The sequence below is a fragment of the Streptomyces sp. LZ34 genome, from assembly GCF_053890475.1.
On record NZ_CM132680.1, the window covers coordinates 6,409,279 to 6,427,786 of the forward strand.

Annotated in this window: 17 protein-coding genes and 1 tRNA gene; 8 read left to right on the top strand and 10 right to left on the bottom strand. The window is 70.3% G+C overall.

What is annotated here, in order from left to right; all coding sequences use genetic code 11:
- Positions 1-13: 13 nt before the first annotated feature.
- Positions 14-1,453, bottom strand: coding sequence for a DUF2252 domain-containing protein (locus ACWY4P_RS26090; protein ID WP_456202748.1), 1,440 nt, complete (start codon positions 1,451-1,453; stop codon positions 14-16).
- A gap of 232 nt (positions 1,454-1,685) precedes the next feature.
- The gene (locus ACWY4P_RS26095) at positions 1,686-2,051 is read right to left on the bottom strand and encodes a winged helix-turn-helix transcriptional regulator (protein WP_456202749.1); all 366 of its coding nucleotides are present in this window, start codon (positions 2,049-2,051) and stop codon (positions 1,686-1,688) included.
- Between the two features lie 149 nt (positions 2,052-2,200).
- On the opposite strand from ACWY4P_RS26095, the gene ACWY4P_RS26100 reads away from it, so the two are divergent.
- On the top strand, positions 2,201-2,854 hold the full coding sequence (locus tag ACWY4P_RS26100; protein ID WP_456202750.1) for an FMN-dependent NADH-azoreductase: 654 nt from the start codon (positions 2,201-2,203) through the stop codon (positions 2,852-2,854).
- A gap of 372 nt (positions 2,855-3,226) precedes the next feature.
- Here ACWY4P_RS26100 and ACWY4P_RS26105 read toward each other — a convergent pair.
- A tRNA-Leu gene (locus ACWY4P_RS26105) sits at positions 3,227-3,313 on the bottom strand.
- Between the two features lie 325 nt (positions 3,314-3,638).
- On the opposite strand from ACWY4P_RS26105, the gene ACWY4P_RS26110 reads away from it, so the two are divergent.
- The 6 genes from ACWY4P_RS26110 (at position 3,639) to pknB (ending at position 11,796) form a co-directional block, all read left to right on the top strand.
- Positions 3,639-4,475, top strand: coding sequence for an FhaA domain-containing protein (locus ACWY4P_RS26110; protein ID WP_456202751.1), 837 nt, complete (start codon positions 3,639-3,641; stop codon positions 4,473-4,475).
- A 10-nt stretch (positions 4,476-4,485) separates the two neighbouring features.
- A complete protein-coding gene (locus tag ACWY4P_RS26115) occupies positions 4,486-5,007 on the top strand; it encodes an FHA domain-containing protein FhaB/FipA (protein WP_456202752.1) in 522 nt (173 codons plus the stop codon).
- A gap of 75 nt (positions 5,008-5,082) precedes the next feature.
- Entirely contained in the window at positions 5,083-6,687 is a 1,605-nt protein-coding gene (locus ACWY4P_RS26120; protein WP_456213059.1) for a PP2C family protein-serine/threonine phosphatase, read from the top strand.
- A 22-nt stretch (positions 6,688-6,709) separates the two neighbouring features.
- Entirely contained in the window at positions 6,710-8,134 is a 1,425-nt protein-coding gene (locus tag ACWY4P_RS26125; protein WP_456202753.1) for an FtsW/RodA/SpoVE family cell cycle protein, read from the top strand.
- Entirely contained in the window at positions 8,131-9,603 is a 1,473-nt protein-coding gene (locus tag ACWY4P_RS26130) for a penicillin-binding transpeptidase domain-containing protein (RefSeq protein WP_456202754.1), read from the top strand. Before ACWY4P_RS26125 ends, ACWY4P_RS26130 begins: the two co-directional genes overlap by 4 nt.
- 168 nt (positions 9,604-9,771) lie before the next feature.
- Positions 9,772-11,796: a Stk1 family PASTA domain-containing Ser/Thr kinase gene (gene pknB, locus ACWY4P_RS26135; RefSeq protein WP_456202755.1), complete on the top strand. Its 2,025-nt coding sequence runs from the start codon at positions 9,772-9,774 to the stop codon at positions 11,794-11,796.
- An 83-nt stretch (positions 11,797-11,879) separates the two neighbouring features.
- Here the strand turns inward: pknB and ACWY4P_RS26140 are convergent, their stop codons facing one another.
- The 6 genes from ACWY4P_RS26140 to ACWY4P_RS26165 form a co-directional block, all read right to left on the bottom strand.
- Entirely contained in the window at positions 11,880-12,620 is a 741-nt protein-coding gene (locus ACWY4P_RS26140) for a class E sortase (RefSeq protein ID WP_456202756.1), read from the bottom strand.
- A 76-nt stretch (positions 12,621-12,696) separates the two neighbouring features.
- Positions 12,697-14,076, bottom strand: a complete 1,380-nt coding sequence (locus ACWY4P_RS26145) for a class E sortase (RefSeq protein WP_456213060.1) — start codon at positions 14,074-14,076, stop codon at positions 12,697-12,699.
- Between the two features lie 272 nt (positions 14,077-14,348).
- Positions 14,349-14,999, bottom strand: a complete 651-nt coding sequence (locus ACWY4P_RS26150) for an aminodeoxychorismate/anthranilate synthase component II (protein WP_456202757.1) — start codon at positions 14,997-14,999, stop codon at positions 14,349-14,351.
- Entirely contained in the window at positions 14,996-15,187 is a 192-nt protein-coding gene (locus ACWY4P_RS26155; protein ID WP_456213368.1) for a hypothetical protein, read from the bottom strand. The genes ACWY4P_RS26150 and ACWY4P_RS26155 overlap by 4 nt, the downstream gene beginning before the upstream one ends.
- A gap of 55 nt (positions 15,188-15,242) precedes the next feature.
- Positions 15,243-15,926 carry a class E sortase gene (locus ACWY4P_RS26160; RefSeq protein WP_456202758.1) on the bottom strand — a complete coding sequence of 228 codons (684 nt, stop codon included), beginning with the start codon at positions 15,924-15,926 and terminating at the stop codon, positions 15,243-15,245.
- A gap of 93 nt (positions 15,927-16,019) precedes the next feature.
- On the bottom strand, positions 16,020-16,787 hold the full coding sequence (locus ACWY4P_RS26165) for a DUF881 domain-containing protein (protein WP_456202759.1): 768 nt from the start codon (positions 16,785-16,787) through the stop codon (positions 16,020-16,022).
- Between the two features lie 146 nt (positions 16,788-16,933).
- On the opposite strand from ACWY4P_RS26165, the gene crgA reads away from it, so the two are divergent.
- Positions 16,934-17,191: a cell division protein CrgA gene (gene crgA / locus ACWY4P_RS26170; RefSeq protein WP_456202760.1), complete on the top strand. Its 258-nt coding sequence runs from the start codon at positions 16,934-16,936 to the stop codon at positions 17,189-17,191.
- Positions 17,192-17,496: 305 nt separating this feature from the next.
- Here crgA and ACWY4P_RS26175 read toward each other — a convergent pair whose 3' ends face one another.
- Complete coding sequence (locus ACWY4P_RS26175) at positions 17,497-18,381, bottom strand: rhomboid family intramembrane serine protease (RefSeq protein ID WP_456202761.1); 885 nt, start codon at positions 18,379-18,381, stop codon at positions 17,497-17,499.
- Positions 18,382-18,508: the final 127 nt, after the last annotated feature.

Sequence of the window (18,508 nt, forward strand, 5' to 3'; positions counted from 1 at the left end):
GACCGGGGAGGTGTCACACCCCCAACTCGGCCGCTATCCGCCCGCCCCGCACGGCGGCGACAAGCCGCGCATGGTCCTCCTCCGTGCGGTCCGCGTACGCCACCGCGAACTCGGCCACCGCCTCGTCCAGCTCCTCCCCCTTGCCGCAGTACCCCGAGAGCAGCCGCGGGTCCACGCTGTGCGCATGCGCCCGCGCCAGCAGCGCGCCCGTCATCCGCCCGTAGTCGTCCATCTGGTCGGCCGCCAGCGCCACCGGGTCCACACTCCCCTTGCGGTTGCGGAACTGCCGCACCTGATAGGGGCGCCCCTGGACCGTGGCCCAACCCAGCAGAATGTCGCTGACCACCTGCATCCGCTTCTGGCCGAGCACCACCCGCCGCCCCTCGTGCGCGACGGCGGGCACCTCGAAGCCGGCCCGCACCACATACGGCAGCAGCGCGGACGGCCGTGCCTCCTTGATCTGCAGCACCATCGGCTCGCCCCGGTGGTCGAGCAGCAGCACCACATACGACCGCGTCCCCACGCTTCCGGTGCCCACCACCCGGAACGCCACGTCGTGCACCGTGTAACGGGCCAGCAGTGGCAGCCGGTCCTCGGGCAGCGTGCCCAGATACTCGCCCAGCGCCGATGCCACGGCCGCCGCCTCGGCGTCCGGCACCCGTCGCAGCACCGGCGGCGCGTCCACGAAGCGCCGCGCCACCGGTCGACCGGACGGATGCCGCTCGTCCGGCACGGCCTCCGTCGACCTGGCCGCGAACCGCGCGCTCGTGTTCCGCCGTGCCTTCTCCGAGACCCGCTCCAGCGTGCCGGCCAGGTCCTTGGCGTCCGCGTGCGAGACCAGCTCCTCGTCCGCGATCGCGTTCCACGCGTCGGCGGCGGGCAGCTTCGACAGCAGCCGCAGCGTGCGCCGGTAGGAGCCCACCGTGTCATGGGCCGCCGCCCGGCAGGTGTCCTCGTCCGCGCCCGTCTCCCGCCCGGCCAGCACCAGCGAGGCGGCGAGCCGCTTCACGTCCCACTCCCACGGGCCGTGGATGGTCTCGTCGAAGTCATTGAGATCGATGACCAGGCCGCCGCGGGCGTCCCCGTACAGACCGAAGTTGGCGCCGTGTGCGTCCCCGCAGATCTGCGCCCCGACACCGGTCACCGGCGTGGCCGCCAGATCATGGGCCATCAGCCCGGCCGCCCCGCGCAGAAAGGAGAAGGGGGAGGCGGCCATCCGCCCGACCCGGATCGGCGTGAGCTCGGGCAGCCGCCCGGCGTTGGACCGCTCGACCGCCTCCACCGCGTCCGGCCGCCCCGCGCCCCGCGGCAGCTCGCGGTGGGCCGAGCGGGGCACCCGCTCCCGCAGCGCCTTCCCCTCCTGCCGGGCCGCGCCGCTCCCCGGCCACCTGGCGAACCCCGGGACATGCGGCAGCCGCCGCACCGTCTCCTCGCCGCTCTCGCCGTCCGCCATCAAGCGCCCCCCGTTCATCACGCGCCCCCGTTTCCCCGCCGGCCCAAACACCGGCCATCTCGCGGATATCGCATACATCGCAGATATCGCAGACGACCGAACCCGAACGAAGGCCACCGAAGACTTCGACTGCCATGACCGTACAGCGCTCCGCGAAAACCCGTCACGGCCTGTGGATAACCTCGCCGATCGACGCGAATGCCCTGCTCAGAGGCTCAGCCCGGTGCGCCCGTTACGGGCATTCCCCGCCCTCGGGCATGTACCGCCCCGCCCACCGGGCCAGCTCGTCCAGGGCGGGCTCCAGCGCTCTGCCGCTCTCCGTCAGCCGGTAGGTGACCCGTAGCGGCGGCCCCGGATCGACCTCCCGCAGCACCAGCCCCGCCGCCACCAACTCCGTGAGCCGGTCGGTCAGCATGCGCTCGCTGATCTTCGGGATGGCCCGCCGCAGCTCGGCGAAGTACGCGGGCCGCTCGACCAGGACGGTCACGATGAGCCCGGTCCACCGCTTGCCGAACAACTCGAAGACGCGGGTCATCCCCCCGTCGACCCTCATGCACGTCTTCTCGTCGTGCTCCGCGCGCCCGCCGCCTCCCGCCATGCAGCACAGCGTACTGCCACCTCAACCCATACTGCGGAAAAGTAAGCTCCTATGCTATTCATAGCTACGTAGAAATTCTTCGCGCTCACCGTCCGGGCCGGCCACGAAGCCGGACCGGCACCGAGCCCCGTTATTTTCGGAAGGTCCTCATGCCCACGCTTCTGCACATCGACAGCTCCCTCTTCCCGGCCGACGCCTCCGCCTCACGCGCCGTGACGGCCACCTTCCGCAAGGAGTGGGAAGCCCAGCACCCGGGCGGCACGGTCATCTACCGCGACCTGGCCGCCGAGCCCCTGCCGCACTTGGACGGCCTCGCCGCCGCCGCGGGCTTCACGCCCGCCGAGCAGCGCACGCCGGAGCTCGAGGCCGCCTTCGCCCTGCGGGACACCCTGGCCTCCGAGCTGGAGCGGGCCGACGCGGTCGTGATCGGCGCCCCCATGTACAACTTCACGATCCCCTCCTCCCTCAAGGCCTGGCTGGACCACGTGATCATCGCGGGCCGCACCTCGATGGCCCAGCCGTCCACCACGGCGGGCACCCCGACGATCGTCGTCGCCAGCCGTGGCGGCGGCTATGGCCCCGGCACCCCGCGCGAGAGCTTCGAGTTCGTCCTCAACTACCTGGACAAGGCGCTGACCGAGATGCTCTCCCTCGATGTCGAGTTCATCGTGCCGGAGCTGACCCTGGCCCGCACCAACCCGGCCATGGCCGACCTGGTCGAACTTTCCGACGCCTCCAAGGCCAAGGCCCACGAGGACGCGGGCGCCAAGGCCAAGACCCTCGCCGCCCGCTTCGCCGCCTGACCCGTACCTGATCGCGGCTCCCCCAACACCCGCCCGCCGCCGGCCCGACCGCCCGGCGGGGCCCGAGGGCCTCCCCCGTACCCTGCGCCGCCACGCACCGTGAGGACCGTGACAGCGCCCAACGGGGGAGGCCCCACACATGGGCACATGGGCACCCGGCCCACCGATATGAACGCGGCTCAGCCGCGGCCGGAACCGGGGCGTACGCACCGCGCCACCGGGCCGGTTCACCGAAGGCGCCGTGACCTGCGGCACACCCGAAGAGACGCGCCAAAACCCACACCCGAAACGCACGCACCCGAAGCCGCGCCCCAAACGCGAAACGGGCCCCTCCGGCGCGACTTTCGTCACACAGGAGAGGCCCGCTCCGACTGGTGCGCGAGGGGGGAGTTGAACCCCCACGCCCTTTCGGGCACTGGAACCTGAATCCAGCGCGTCTGCCTATTCCGCCACCCGCGCATGGGTGCTGTCGACCGATTCACCACCGACTTCCCGAACCGATCAATCCGGTTTGGCTGGTCTGTGCGGTGCGCCTTCCGACATCCAGAACATTAGCACGCCGTCCAGGGTGGATTCACACACGTTCCCGACGCCCCCGCACCCGCCCGACCGGATAGCGACCCGGTTGCGGGACACTGTCAGGAAGGCACCTCTACGATCCCTGTGAGAGGTGACACTGCTCCGCAGGGCCAGGAAGGGGAACCACCCGATTTCCCGACGCGTGGATACGATCAGTAAGCAGTATGAGGACGACACTGAGCACGACTGAGGAAGGAGGTGCCCCGTGGGAGTACTGAAGCGCTTCGAGCAGCGTCTCGAGGGTCTCGTGAACGGCACCTTCGCCAAGGTGTTCAAGTCAGAGGTCCAGCCCGTCGAGATCGCGGGTGCGCTCCAGCGTGAGTGCGACAACAACGCCAGCATCTGGAACCGCGACCGGACCGTCGTCCCCAACGACTTCATCGTCGAGCTGAGCGCGCCCGACTACGAGCGGCTCAGCCCGTACTCGGGCCAGCTAGGCGATGAGCTCGCGGGCATGGTGCGCGACTACGCCAAGCAGCAGCGCTACACGTTCATGGGCTCCATCAAGGTCAGCCTGCAGAAGGCCGAGGACCTCGACACCGGCCTGTACCGCGTGCGCAGCCGCACCCTGGCCTCGAGCGAGTCCCAGAGCCCGCAGGGGGGCCGCGCCGCCGCCGCCGCGCCCCAGCAGCGCCCCAGCAGCGGCTACGGCTACCCCCCGCAGCCCGCGGGCGCACCTCCCATGCCCGCCGCGCCGCCGCCCGGCGCCCGCTCCGCGCCCCGCGCGGCGGGTCCCGGCGTCGGTGCGCAGCCGTACGGGCAGACCCGCCGGTGGATCGAGATCAACGGCACCCGCCACCAGATCTCCCGGCCCACCCTGGTCCTGGGCCGCAGCACCGACGCCGACGTACGGATCGACGACCCGGGGGTCTCGCGCAGACACTGCGAGATCCGGGTCGGAACGCCCCCGACCGTCCAGGATCTGGGGTCGACCAACGGCATCGTGGTAGACGGACAGCACACCACACGCGCTACGCTCCGCGACGGCTCGCGCATCGTCGTGGGCAGCACCACCATCGTTTACCGGCAAGCCGAAGGGTGAAGCGGGGGCAATGTCAGAGCTGACCCTCACGGTCATGCGGTTGGGTTTCCTCGCCGTACTGTGGCTGTTCGTCATCGTGGCCGTCCAGGTCATCCGTAGCGACCTGTTCGGGACCCGCGTGACGCAGCGCGGTTCGGCGCGGCGCGGCGCCCCCGACCGGCCGCAGCAGCGGCAGGCGACGCCTCCGCCCCAGCGCCAGCAGCCGGCCGGCCGGGGCGCGGCCCGCGGCCGCCGCGGCGCCCCCACCAAGCTGGTCGTCTCCGAGGGCACGCTCGCGGGCACCACGGTCGCCCTCCAGGGGCAGACCATCAGCCTTGGCCGGGCCCATGACTCGACCATCGTGCTGGATGACGACTACGCCTCCAGCCGGCATGCCAGGATCTACCCGGACCGCGACGGCCAGTGGATCGTCGAGGACCTCGGGTCCACCAACGGCACATATCTCGACCGGACCCGACTCACCACACCGACACCGATTCCGCTGGGCGCGCCGATCCGTATCGGCAAGACCGTCATCGAGCTGCGGAAGTAGTACGACCATGACGACCGGAGGGTGGGCAGCGTGGTTGGCAAGGGGCTGTACCCGGAGCCGACGGGCGAGGTGCGCATGAGTCTGTCACTGCGTTTCGCCGCCGGATCGCACAAAGGCATGATCCGGGAGGGCAACGAGGACTCCGGCTACGCCGGCCCCCGGCTGCTCGCCATCGCCGACGGCATGGGCGGCCAGGCCGCCGGTGAGGTCGCCAGCTCGGAAGTGATCTCCACTCTCGTCCAGCTCGACGACGACGTCCCGGGCTCGGACATCCTGACCTCCCTGGGCAGCGCCGTTCAGCGCGCCAATGAGCAGCTGCGCATCATGGTCGAAGAGGACCCGCAGCTGGAGGGCATGGGCACCACGCTCACCGCCCTGCTGTGGACCGGCCAGCGGCTCGGCCTCGTCCACGTCGGCGACTCGCGCGCGTATCTGCTGCGCGACGGCGTGCTCACGCAGATCACCCAGGACCACACCTGGGTGCAGCGCCTCGTCGACGAGGGCCGTATCACCGAGGAGGAGGCGGGCACCCACCCGCAGCGCTCCCTGCTGATGCGCGCCCTGGGCAGCGGCGACCACGTCGAGCCCGACCTGTCCATCCGGGAGGTCCGGGCCGGGGACCGCTATCTGATCTGCTCCGACGGCCTGTCCGGCGTGGTCAGCCACCAGACCCTCGAGGACACCCTCGCCAGCTACCACGGCCCGCACGAGACCATTCAGGAGCTCATCCAGCTCGCGCTGCGCGGCGGCGGCCCCGACAACATCACCTGCATCGTCGCCGACGTCCTCGACGTCGACGGCGGCGACACCCTCGCCGGGCAGCTCAACGACACCCCCGTCATCGTGGGCGCGGTCGCCGAGAACCAGACCCCCCTCGGGGACGGCGGCGCCGCGCACACCCCCGCCGGCCGCGCCGCGGAGCTCGGGCGCAACCGGGGCGTGGCACAGCCGGGGGAGGCCCAGGGGGCCTTCGGCCCGCCGGGAAGCGGCGACCCGTCGCTCGGCGGCCCGCCCGAGGGCAGCTACGGGGCGTACGCGGACGGCGACTTCGCCAAGAAGGGCGGCCGCAAGAAGTGGATCAAGCGGTCGCTGTACATCGTCCTGGGTCTCGCGGTCATCGGCGGCGGCCTCTACGGCGGCTACCGCTGGACGCAGAAGCAGTACTACGTGGGCGCCAACGGCGACCACGTGGCGATCTACCAGGGCATCAGCCAGGACCTCGCCTGGATCGAGCTCAACAAGGTCCATGAGGACCACCGCGAGATCGAACTCAAGTACCTCCCGGTGGACCAGCGCAGCCGGGTCGAGGACACCATCGCGGTCGGCAGCCTCAGCCAGGCCAAGAACAAGACCAAGGACCTGGCCACCCTCGCCAGCGCCTGCAAGAAGTCCGACGAGCAGCGCCAGGCCGAGGAGAAGCAGCAGGACCTGACCAAGGACAAGGGCAAGACCGGCGGGGCCTCCGGCGACAAGGCCAAGACCGACAACGAGATCACGACGCGCGCGGGCGAGGCCACGACGCCGCCGGCGCCGGGACAGCCGCAGCAGCCGAGTACGAACGACAAGAATTCGAAGTCGCCCTCGTCCACGCCCTCGTCCACCGCCACGCCCAAGCCCGGCCCCACCCTCTCCGAGGAAGAGCAGAAGTTGGTCCCGCAGTGCAGCAGCACCCAGCAGTGAAGCCGTAGGGGGCCGTTGATCCATGAGCAGTACCACCAATACGACCACCATCAGCACGGTCGGTCCGCCGAGTAGGCGCAACACCGAACTGGCGCTGCTGGTCTTCGCGGTGATCGTCCCGGTCTTCGCGTACGCCAACGCGGGCCTGGCGCTCAGCGACGAACTGCCCTCGGGCATGCTCAGCTACGGCCTGGGCCTCGGCCTGCTGGCCGGAGTGGGCCACTTGGTGGTGCGTAAGTTCGCCCCCTACGCCGACCCGCTGCTGCTGCCGATCGCGACCCTGCTCAACGGCCTCGGCCTGGTGCTCATCTGGCGTCTCGACCAGTCCCGGCGGCTGGCCCAGCGCGCCAAGAACATCGATCAGGTCTTCTCGGCCGCGGCCCCCAACCAGCTGATCTACTCGGCTATGGCCGTGGCCCTGTTCGTGGGCGTGCTGGTCTTCCTCAAGGACCACCGGATCCTGCAGCGCTACACCTACATCTCCATGGTCGGCGCGCTGATCCTTCTGATCCTCCCGGTCTTCTTCCCGCCCGTCTTCGGCGCCCGGATCTGGGTCAGGGTCGGCAGCTTCTCCATCCAGCCCGCCGAGTTCGCGAAGATCATCATCGCGGTGTTCTTCTCCGGCTACCTGATGGTCAAGCGGGACGCCCTGGCCCTGGCCAGCCGCCGCGTCATGGGCCTGTACCTGCCGCGCGGCCGTGACCTGGGCCCGATCCTCGTCGTGTGGGCGATGAGCATCCTGATCCTGGTCTTCGAGACCGACCTGGGCACCTCGCTGCTGTTCTTCGGCATGTTCGTCGTCATGCTGTACGTCGCCACCGAACGCACCAGCTGGATCGTCTTCGGTCTGCTGATGTCAGCGGCCGGCGCGGTCGGCGTGGCGTCCTTCGAACCGCACGTCAAGATCCGTGTGATGGCGTGGCTGCACCCCTTCGCCGTCTATCAGGAACACCCCCCGAGCTGGGCCACCACCGACCAGATCGCCCAGGCCCTGATGTCCTTCGGCTCCGGCGGCGTCTTCGGCACCGGCCTCGGCCAGGGCGCCTCCGACCTCATCGGCTTCGCCGCCAACTCCGACTTCATCCTCGCCACCGTGGGCGAGGAACTGGGCCTGGCCGGCACCATGGCGATCCTGCTGCTGTACGGCCTGATCGTGGAGCGCGGCGTACGCACCGCCCTCGCCGCCCGCGACCCGTTCGGCAAGCTGCTGTCCATCGGTCTGTCCGCGGCCTTCGCCATCCAGGTCTTCGTCGTCGCCGGCGGTGTGATGGGCCTGATCCCGCTGACCGGTATGACCATGCCGTTCGTCGCCTACGGCGGATCGTCCGTCCTCGCCAACTGGGCGCTCATCGCGATCCTCATCAGGATCAGCGACACCGCCCGCCGCCCGGCACCGGCCCCCGCCCCGTCCACCGACGCCGAGATGACCCAGGTGGTCCGACCGTGAACAAGCCCCTGCGCCGAATCGCGATCTTCTGCGGACTCCTCGTCTTCGCCCTGCTGCTGCGGGACAACTGGATCCAGTACGTCCAGGCCGACGAGCTCAAGAACCACAAGAAGAACCACCGCCTCGACATCGCCCGCTACAGCCAAGCGCGCGGCAACATCATCGTCGAGGGCGGCGACGCCATCACGGGGTCCGTCGAGACCAACGGCATCGACTACAAGTACAAGCGCACCTACAAGGACGGCGAGATGTGGGCGCCGGTCACCGGCTACGCCTCGCAGGTCTACGGCACCAACCAGATCGAGAACCTCGAGGACGGCATCCTCACGGGCGACGACGACCGCCTCTTCTTCAACCGGACCATCGACATGCTCACCGGCAAGGAGAAGAAGGGCGGTGACGTCATCACCACCCTGAACCCCAAGGCGCAGGAAGCCGCGTTCAAGGGCCTGGGCGACAAGAAGGGCGCCGTCGCCGCGATCGACCCGCGCACCGGCAAGATCCTCGCGCTCGCCAGCACCCCCAGCTACGACCCCTCCACCATCGCGGGGGCCAGCAAGAAGGACGCGGCCGCCTGGAAATCGCTCCTCAAGAAGAACAACCCGGACGAGCCGATGCTCAACCGGGCGCTGCGTCAGACCTACCCGCCGGGCTCCACCTTCAAGGTCGTCACCGCGGCCGCGGCGCTGGAGAACGGCCTGTACAAAAACGTCGACGACCCCACCGATTCGCCGCTGCCGTGGATCATGCCGGGCACCACCAAGCCCTTGCCGAACGAGGGCAGCATCCCCTGCAGGAACGCCAGCCTCCGCGTCGCCCTGCGCTACTCCTGCAACACCGTCTTCGGCAAGATCGGTGCCGACCTCAAGGAGGACAAGATGCGCGAGGAGGCCGAGAAGTTCGGCTTCAACAACGAGGTGTTCACCCCCGTCCGCGCCGACGCCAGCGTCTACCCCAAGGACATGGAGCCGTCGTCCAACGCCATGTCCGCCATCGGCCAGTTCGACACCCGCGCCACCCCGCTGCAGATGGCCATGGTCGCCGCCGCGGTCGCCAATGACGGCAAGCTCATGAAGCCGTACATGGTCGACAAGCTGCGCGCCCCGAACCTGAACGTCATCGAGCAGACCTCGCCCGAGGAGATGAGCGAGCCGCTCTCCGAGGACAACGCCCGCAAGCTGCAGGACATCATGGAGACGGTGGTCCAGGTCGGCACCGGAACCGCCGCCAGGATCCCGGGCGTCACGGTCGGTGGCAAGACCGGCACCGCCCAGCACGGCGTCGCCAACAGCAAGAACCCCTACGCGTGGTTCCTCTCCTACGCCAAGGCCAAGGACGGCTCCTCCCCGGTCGCGGTCGCGGTCGTCGTCGAGGGTTCCGACACCGTCCGCGACGACATCGCCGGCGGCAAGCTCGCCGCGCCGATCGCCAAGGACGTGATGAAGGCGGTGCTCGCCGGCGAGAAGTGACCCCGGTCACGTCCTGGCGCCGATCCCGCACGTCGTCGTACCGGTCACGTATCAAGTAGCGACCGAGGCCGGGTCCGGCACGGCGTCCCGGGTACGGTATGCCCGAGCAGCACACCGCCGGGCCCCCACGGGTGCGGCCGGGAATGACGGAAGAGGGCTGGAGTAGCTATGGAAGAGCCGCGTCGCCTCGGCGGCCGGTATGAGCTGGGCTCTGTGCTCGGCCGCGGCGGCATGGCCGAGGTCTACCTCGCGCATGACACCCGCCTCGGCCGCACTGTCGCCGTGAAGACGCTCCGGGTCGATCTGGCCCGTGACCCGTCCTTCCAGGCCCGGTTCCGCCGAGAGGCCCAGTCGGCCGCCTCGCTCAACCATCCCGCGATCGTCGCGGTCTACGACACCGGCGAAGACTACGTCGACGGTGTCTCGATCCCGTACATCGTGATGGAGTACGTCGACGGGTCCACCCTGCGGGAGCTGCTGCACTCCGGCAGAAAGCTGCTCCCCGAGCGGTCCCTGGAGATGACCACCGGGATCCTCCAGGCCCTGGAGTACTCGCACCGCAACGGCATCGTCCACCGCGACATCAAGCCGGCGAACGTCATGCTCACCCGGTCCGGCCAGGTCAAGGTGATGGACTTCGGCATCGCCCGGGCCATGGGCGACGCCGGCATGACCATGACGCAGACCGCCGCCGTGATCGGCACCGCCCAGTACCTCTCCCCCGAGCAGGCCAAGGGCGAGAGCGTCGACGCGCGCAGCGACCTCTACTCCACCGGCTGTCTGCTGTACGAGCTGCTGACCGTGCGCCCCCCGTTCATCGGCGACTCGCCGGTCGCCGTCGCCTATCAGCACGTACGGGAGGAACCCCAGCCGCCGAGCACGTTCGATCCGGAGATCACCCCGGAGATGGACGCGATCGTCCTGCGGGCCCTGGTCAAGGACCCGGACTACCGCTACCAGTCCGCCGACGAGATGCGCGCCGACATCGAAGCGGCCCTGGAGGGCCAGCCGGTCGCCGCCACCGCCGCGCTGGGCGCGGTCGGCTACGGCGGCGAGGACCAGCCCACGACCATGCTGCGGTCGCAGGACGCCGGCGCCCAGACCTCGATGCTGCCGCCGGTGCGCGACGACGACGGGGGCTTCGGCTACGACGAGCGCCCCGACCGCAGGCGCGGGCCCGAGAAGAAGGGCAGGCTCTCGACGGTCCTGCTGGTCCTGGCCGGAATCCTGGTGCTGGTCGGAGCGATCTTCATCGGAAAGGCGATCTTCGGCGGCGGCAAGGACAGCGGCCGCGTCGATGTGCCGCGGCTGGTCGGTCTGACCCTCCCCGAGGCCAGGCAGCAGGGGAAAAACGTGGACTTCAAGGTCGCGGTGGACGGCAGCCCCATCTTCTGCGAGGAGGACAAGGGCACGATCTGCAAGCAGAGCGTGCAGGGCGAGGAGGCCATCGAGCGCAACGGCACGGTCCAGGTGACCATGTCCAAGGGCCCCAAGCCCGCCGAGAAGGTCGAAGTCCCCGACGTCATCAACATCCAGTTCGAGAGCGCCAAGGAGCAGCTCAAGGCCAAGGGCTTCAAGGTCAACCAGACGACCCAGGAGTCGGACCAGACCGCGGGCAAGGTCATCGACCAGGACCCCAAGGGCGGCAAGAAGGTCGCGCGGGGCACCGAGATCACCCTGACCGTCGCCCGGGCGCAGGCGAAGATCGTCGTCCCGGACGTCACCACCCAGAAGGTCGCGGACGCCACGTCCACGCTCGAGGGCAAGGGCCTGAAGGTACAGACCACGGAGGTCGATAACGCCGGCGTCGAGGCGGGGACGGTCATCGACCAGACCCCCAAGGGCGGCCAGGAGGTCCTGCCCAACTCGATCGTCACCCTGACCGTCGCGAAGGCCCCCGAGCAGCAGGACAACGTCGCGGTGCCCCAGCTGCGCGGCCTGAAGCTCAAGGACGCCAAGAAGGCCCTCGAGAACGCCGGTCTCACTGTCGGCAACATCGGTGGATCGGAAGACGAGAACTCCACCGTGCTGTTCTCCGACCCGGGTGAGGGCCAGCAGGTGCCCAAGGGCCAGGCCGTCAACCTGACCACCTTCCTGAGCGGTCAGGGCGACAACGGAGGCGGTGACAACGGGGGCGGTGACAACGGCGGCACCATCCCGTTCGGCGGCCCCTCGGGCGGGCCCGCCACATAGCGCGGTAGCTGTCGCGTCAGCGAGAAGCCCCGGCGCCCGGGAATCGGGCGCCGGGGCTTCTCCGTACGTCGGGCAAGGCGCGGTCAGCGCAGCTCCTTGGGCGGCGTACGGTCCGCGTCGACCTTCTCCGTACGCTCCAGCTCGCCCCACACGATGTAGCGGTGGCGCGAGGTGTAGACCGGCGTGCACGTCGAGAGCGTGATGTAGCGGCCCGACTTCGTCGTCCCCGACTCCTTCGGGACCGGGCTGAGCACCCGCACGTTGTACTTCGAGGTCTCGGGCAGCTCCGCGTAGACCTTGTAGATGTACCAGGTGTCCCGGGTCTCGAAGACGATCGGGTCGCCCTTGTGCAGCTTGTCGATGTTGTGGAACTTGGCGCCGTGCCCGTCCCGGTGCGCCGCCAGGGTGAAGTTGCCCTTCTTGTCCCACGGCATCGCCGACTTCACCGGCTTGGTGTAATAGCCCGCGACGCCGTCGTTGAGCGTCTCCGTCGACGTGCCCTTCTTGACCAGCACCTCGCCGTTGTGCATCGCCGGCACATGCAGGAAGCCGATGCCGTCCTTTGTGTCGAGCCGGCCGGGCCCCTCCTGCTGCGCCCACTGCCGGCGCACCCGGTCGCCCTGCTTCTTCGCCTCGCGGTCGGCCAGCACATTCGTCCACCACAGCGAGTAGACGACGAAGAGGGCGAGGAGCACCCCCACGGTGATCAGCAGCTCGCCCAGAAGGCCGACGGCCGCGGCTATCCGGCCCCGGCGGGTGCCGCGCTGCCGCGCTGCCGCGGCGGGCCGCTCGCCCGGCCGCTCGTCTTGGTCGGTCCGTGCCACCGCGTCGTACCCCTTTTCCCGGTCTTCCGGGTCTTTCTGGCTTCCCGGTCCTGCCGGCTTCCCCGGCCGTGCTCGCTCACTGCACCAACGCGTCCGGCTTGCCCTTGCTCCGCGGCCGCTCGTCGACCATCTTGCCCCAGACGATCATGCGGTATGTGCTGGTGAACTCGGGGGTGCAGGTCGTCAGGGTGATATAGCGGCCCGGTTCCGTGAAGCCCGAGCCGGGCGGCACGGGACCGATCACACCCGTGTTCGAGGGCTGGGTCTGCGGCAGGATGCTGGTCATCTCATACGTGAAGTACGCGTTCTGCGTCTCCACGACGATCTTGTCGCCGGGCCTGAGGTGGTTGATGTACCGGAACGGCTCACCGTGGGTGTTGCGGTGCCCGGCCAGCGCGAAGTTGCCCTTCTTGTCCCAGGGCATCGCGGTCTTCAGCTTGCCGCTGCCGTAGTGGCCGACCATGCCGTGGTCGAGGACCTTCTGCTTGCTGATCCCTTCGGCGATCGGAGCCTTGACGTCCAGCTCGGGGATGTAGAGGATCGCGAACCCCTCGCCCGGCGAGAACGTGCCGGGATCCCGGTTCCCCCCGCCGTCCTGGTCCCACTTCTTCTGGAGACTGTTGGCGGCGCCGTTCGCCTGCTGATGGGCCCGGATGTTGGTCCACCACAGCTGGTAGGTCACGAAGAGCAGCATCAGCACGCCGAGGGTGATGAACAGCTCACCGACGAGACGGCTCACGACGACGGCCGGGCTGTCCTTGCGCGCCCGGGCGGCGCGCTTGGCCTCCATACGGGTGCGGGGCGCCGCCGCCGTCGCCCGCGGCCCGCTCCCGGCCGCGGTGGCGGTGCCCGTACCGTCGTCCGCCTCGCCCGCGCGGGCGCCCCGTCTGCCGCCGCCGTGTTTGGCCGCCTCCTGAGCGGCGCGCCGGCGGGCGGCCCGGCCCCCGGGCGGCGGCCCCTGCGGGCCGTCCGCGGCGACCGCCTCGCCCCCGCCGTGCCGGCCCGCACCGGTCTCCGCCTCGGCGGGGCCGGCCCCGACCTTCCGCAGCAGCACCGTCTGGTCGTCGCCCTGAGGGGGAGCGGCGGCGGCCCTGAGCCCCTCGGCAGTCCCCGCCCGGACCGCGCGCAGCGCCACGGTCTCGTCGTCCGCCGCCCGTCGCCCGCCCGGCGCCGCCCCGGCCGGAGCCTGCGCCGGAGCCCCCGCCGCAGGCACTGGCGGCAGCACGGCCGTCGCGTCCGCCTCGGCGGGCGTGGCGGGCCCGGTGGGTGCCGCGTGGGCGGCTCGGCGGTGGCGGGCCCGGGACGGGCCTCCAGGGGGCCGCTCGGAGGCCGGGGCGGGTTCCGGCACGGATGGCGCCGCCCGCCCCGCCACAGGCCCGGCAGCGGGCGTTCTGGCGGCCCCCGGCAGCGGACCTGCCATAGGCCCCGTCATGGGCCCCGTGGTACGCCCCGTCATGGACTCCGCCGAAGGCCCCGTGGCAGGCCCGGCGGCGGGCCCGGTGACGGGCCCCGAAGGCCGCGCGGCGGGCCCGGTCACGGTCCCCGGCACGAGTCCGGGCGAGGGTCTCGGCAGCGGATCGGTCAGGGGGTCGTCCAGCCGCTCCACAGCCGCCGCGAACGCGTCCGTGTCCCCATAAGCGTCGTGCGGCTCACTCGGCTCGTACGACGCGTATGGGTCAGGCTCCTGGGCGCCTTGGGTCGCGCCCTCGCGCTCGGGGCGCAGTGTGGTCACTCGCCGGCCTTGCCGCCGACCGCCCCCACCACGGGGGCCAGGCCCGCCGACCGCCCCACCGCCCCCGCGTCGCCGCACTCCTCGAGCCAGTTGGCGAGCATGCGGTGACCCCACTCGGTGAGCACCGACTCGGGGTGGAACTGCACGCCCTCGACGGGTAGTCGGCGATGGCGCAGCCCCATCGCGATGCCCGCCTCCGTCCAGGCCGTGATCTCCAACTCGTCCGGGACGGTGTCCCGTTCGACGGCCAGCGAGTGGTAGCGGGTGGCGGTGAAGGGCGACGGAAGGCCCTTGAAGACGCCGGTGCCCTCGTGTGTCACGAGCGAGGTCTTGCCGTGCAGCAGCTCGGCGGCGCGCCCGACGACCCCGCCGTACGCGACGGCCATGGACTGCATCCCCAGACAGACACCGAAGACCGGCACGCCGGTGCGCGCGCAGTGCCGCACCATGTCGACACAGACGCCCGCCTCTTCGGGGGTGCCGGGGCCCGGGGACAGCAGGACGCCGTCGAAGCCGTCCTGGGCGTGGCTGAGGGCCACCTCGTCGTTGCGCAGCACCTCACACTCGGCGCCGAGCTGATAGAGGTACTGGACCAGGTTGAAGACGAAGCTGTCGTAGTTGTCGACGACCAGGATGCGTGCGCTCACCGGGGGCCCGCCATCCCCTCGTCGACCGTCACGTCGTTGAACGGCAACAGGGGCTCCGCCCACGGGAAGACGTACTGGAAGAGCACGAAGACGATCGCCAGCACCAGTACGAGCGAAGTCAGCGCCCGCACCCATGCGTTGCCCGGCAGATGCCGCCAGATCCAGCCGTACATGCCATCCCTACTCACGACGAAGAAGTCGATTGCAGCACCAGAGTAAAGGGCCGGGCCTGGGGTCGGTGGGTCAGCCGAGCAAAGCTTCCGGCTTGCCTTCGGTCACTGGACGGGTGGCGTCCAGATGTGCCCATGCGATCAGCCGGTGGCTGTGCCCCCACTCCGGCTCGCAGGTCGTGAGGGTCAGATAGCGGCCCGGCCCCCGGAATCCGGACGCGCGCGGCACCGGGTCGATGACGCCGACGTCGGTGGGCAGCGTGCGGTACGGCCGCTTGTCGATGCGGTACGTGTACCAGGTCGTGCCGTCGGTGAGCACCACGGCGTCGCCGGGGCGCAGCCGGGGGAAGTCCTTGAACGGGTCGCCGTAGGTGCGGCGGTGCCCGGCGACGGCGAAGTTGCCCCGGGCACCGAGGGGGGCGGTGCGCGTGTAGTGGCCCAGCCCCTTCTTCAGGGTGTCGGTCGCGGTGCCCTCAAGGACCGGCTTGACCCAGTCGGCGCCGAAGCGCGGGATGTACATGATGGCGAAGGACGCGCCGTCCCGGTACGGCTCCGGCTCGGACTGGCGCGCCGGCGCCGCGGCGCCGGCGACCGGCCCGGTCGCCCATCGGTCCTGCAGCCGGTCGATCTCCCCGTCCATCGCGCGGTCGGCGCGGACGCCGGTCCAGTACAGGACGTAGACGACGAAAAGGACGATCAGGGTGCCGACGGTGAGACACACCTCGCTGAGCGTCCTGACGACCAGTCGCACCCTCATCGGCCGCACACCTGTCCGTGTTCATCGCGTCCGTGTTCATCGCGTTCATCGCGTCTGCCGCGTTCGCCGGGATCCCCCTCGCGGGGATCCGTTTCACCGGGGCTGGGCGTAGTGCAGGTCCACTGTGCCGGAGTAGCCGGGAAGAGTCACCCTGTCGTGCTGGGCGACTTTCCAGCCGAGCCCGTACGCCTCGACATAGCTGCGGTAGTTCTCGATGGTGGGGGAGGCGGCCAGCGCGGCGCGCAGCTTGCCCCGGTCGCCTACGGCGGTGATGGTGTACGGCGGGGAGTAGACCCGACCCTGAAGGATCAAGGTATTGCCGACACAGCGCACCGCGCTGGTCGAGATCAGCCGCTGGTCCATGACCTTGATCCCCCGCGCGCCGCCCTGCCACAGCGCGTTGACCACAGCCTGCAGGTCCTGCTGGTGGATGACGAGGTCGTTGGGCTGGGGCTCGGGCACTCCGGGGATCTTCGCCGTCGCGTTCGGCGGGGCGTCGGTGAGGGTGACGGAGAGCGCCGCTCCGGTGAGCTTCTCGGTGCCCGCGTCCCGCTCCAGCGCCGCGAGCCTGCGGCGCTCGGCGTCCGTGGCGCCGTTGTCGCGGCGGGCGAGGGCGTCGACCCGCGAGCGCAGTTGGGCGGTACTGTCGTCGAGCCCGGCGTTCTTGCGGCTACGCTCCTGGATGAGGTCGGACAGCCGCAGCATCGACTCGTCGCTGCGGAGATTGGTGCCCTGGGCGGTGTCGAAACTGGTCCAGAAGATCAGTCCGGCGAGCGCGAAGACCGCGGCGGTCAGCAGCCGCACGGGGCGGAAGGCGGGGCGGCGGGGGCCCGGGTTGGGGGTGCCGGCGGAATTGCTCAACGTACCCTTACTCCTTACGACGCCGCGGAAGGACTACGCTAACGGACGCCCCGAGTGAAGGGCGTGGTCCCCCGTCCCAGCCCCGACCCGGTGCCGTCCGTACCCATCCCGCGCGGTCACGCAGCGCATCGACAGGAGAGTTCCTCGTGCCGAAGTCACGGATCCGCAAGAAGGACGACTTCACGCCGCCGCCGGCGAAGCAGGCCACTAACATCAGCCTGCACAGCGGCCGCCGGTGGGTGGCTCCGTTGATGCTGGCGATGTTCCTCATCGGCCTCGCCTGGATCGTGATGTTCTACGTGACCACCGGGGACATGCCCGTCGCCTCCCTGGGCAACTGGAACATCGTGGTCGGCTTCGGCTTCATCGCCGCCGGGTTCGTGGTCTCCACCCAGTGGAAGTAGGATCGGCTCTCCGATCCTCCGCGCCCCGGTCGTCCACAGAGTTATCCACAGCCGGGGAAAACTCAGAAGATCTGTGGATAACTTCCGCCGCATTGACGCCGGTGTGATCGGCCGGGCACATCCGTTCGACCGCTCACACCTGCCTCTGCCTGCGAAAACGCAGATGAGTGCGGGCCCGCACTGATGTTCTCCACAGCTTGCACAAGATCGGCCACTCGCTGTGGACAACTTCGCTGTGGATATCCCCGATACGGCGGATGCGGCGGCTGCGGCAGCTGAGTCGACAGTCTGCCGGCATCGGCCGGTCAGCCAGTGAGCTGCACCGTCCGCAGCCACACCACCGCGACGATCGCGAGCAGCACCAGCACGCAGGTGACCCGCTGCACCAGCGCCCGCTTCTCACGCGGCGCGTGCACCATCCCGTACGCCACCGCCGTGCCCACGACCAGGCCGCCGACGTGCGCCTGCCAGGCGATGCCGGACCAGGCGAACGTGAAGATCAGGTTGAGCACGAGCAGCGCGATGACCGGCCGCATGTCGTAGTTGAGGCGGCGCATCAGGACCGCCGTCGCGCCGAGCAGGCCGAAGATCGCCCCGGAGGCGCCGAGCGAGGGCTGATTCTGCGCGGCGAGCAGATACGACAGCGCGCTGCCGCCCAGGCCGGCCAGCAGATACAGCGTGAGATAGCGGGCCCGGCCGAGCGCCGCCTCCAGCGGCCCGCCGAGCCACCACAGCGAGAGCATGTTGAAAGCGATGTGGTACGGCTGCTGATGCAGGAACGTCGCGGTGATCAGCCGGTACCACTGGCCCTCGGCGACCCCGACCAGTTCGGCCGCGCCCGGGTCGTACGCCCGGCCCACCAGATCGAGCGCGTTCACAAACCGGTCGCCGATCGCGAGCGCCACGAACCACACGGCGAGGTTGAGGCCGATGAGGATCTTGGTGACCAGCCGCGGGTCGGCGGTGAGCGCGCCGCCCGCTATCGTGCGCGGCCGGGCGTCCCGCACCGGGTGCCTCGCCGGGACGGGACCGCCGGAGGAGCCCGCGCCACCGCGCACGCATTCGGGGCACTGGAAGCCGACCGAGGCGCTGATCATGCACTCGGGACAGATCGGCCGCTCGCAGCGGACACAGCTGATGCCGGTCTCCCGCTGCGGATGCCGATAGCAGCAGACCGCCTGGTCCTCCATCGTCTCCCCTTGCCCTGCACTCCATGCTCGCACCGGGCCCACGTGCCCGCCTGCCTGCCGTCAAGACGGACAGGCGGGGCACGGAGTTCCCGCCGCCGGTCCCGCGAGGCCCGGTGCGGGCCCGCCA